The 628-nt window shown below is 57.3% G+C and carries 1 protein-coding gene; it reads right to left on the bottom strand.

Annotated elements, in window-relative coordinates; translation table 11 throughout:
• Positions 1–628, bottom strand: a 628-nt coding sequence (locus U1T56_RS24310; protein ID WP_418162058.1) for a DNA polymerase, incomplete at both ends; no start/stop codon positions are given.

Below are 628 nucleotides of genomic sequence, written 5' to 3' on the forward strand. Positions count from 1 at the left end.
TGCAGCTTGCCGAGTTGGCGGTAATGCAAAATATGTTCGACGATTTCATGGTGCGGTGCAAGCTTCTCAAGCACATCGGCTGAAGTCGAATAGCCGGTTTTTGTCTTTTTCAACACCGGGAGCTGCAGCTTGTCAAATAAAATCGTCCCGAGCTGTTTCGGCGAGTTAATGTTGAACTCTTGGCCGGCGAGTTCGTAAATGCGCCGCTCGACCGCCTGCAGCTGCTCGGTGAGCTCCGCCCCCATCTGTTCAAGCCGCTTCGTGTCCACTTTCACTCCAGTAAATTCCATATTGGCCAAAATGCCAGCCAGCGGCTGTTCGAGCTCGGTCAGCAGCCGATCTTGTTCGTTGCGGCGCAGTTCGTCCATCAACGGCTCTTCAAGCGCCCAAATGGCCGCCGCCTTGCGGGCAAGATGCTCGGCAAGCATCGGTTCATCAGGAACCGTCCGCTTCGCTCCTTTTCCATAGACCGCCTCATCCGATCGCACCGCCTCGTACTGATGCATTTTCGCCACCGCGGCAACGTCGCCCGCCGCCTGCGCCGGATCGAGCAAGTAAGCGGCCAGCAACAGATCGAACACGACGCCGCGCAGTTCGATTCCTTTCCATTTTAACGCGACGGCCGCCC

Origin of the sequence: Benzoatithermus flavus (genome assembly GCF_037908215.1) — a bacterium.
Lineage (GTDB): Bacteria > Pseudomonadota > Alphaproteobacteria > Geminicoccales > Geminicoccaceae > Benzoatithermus > Benzoatithermus flavus.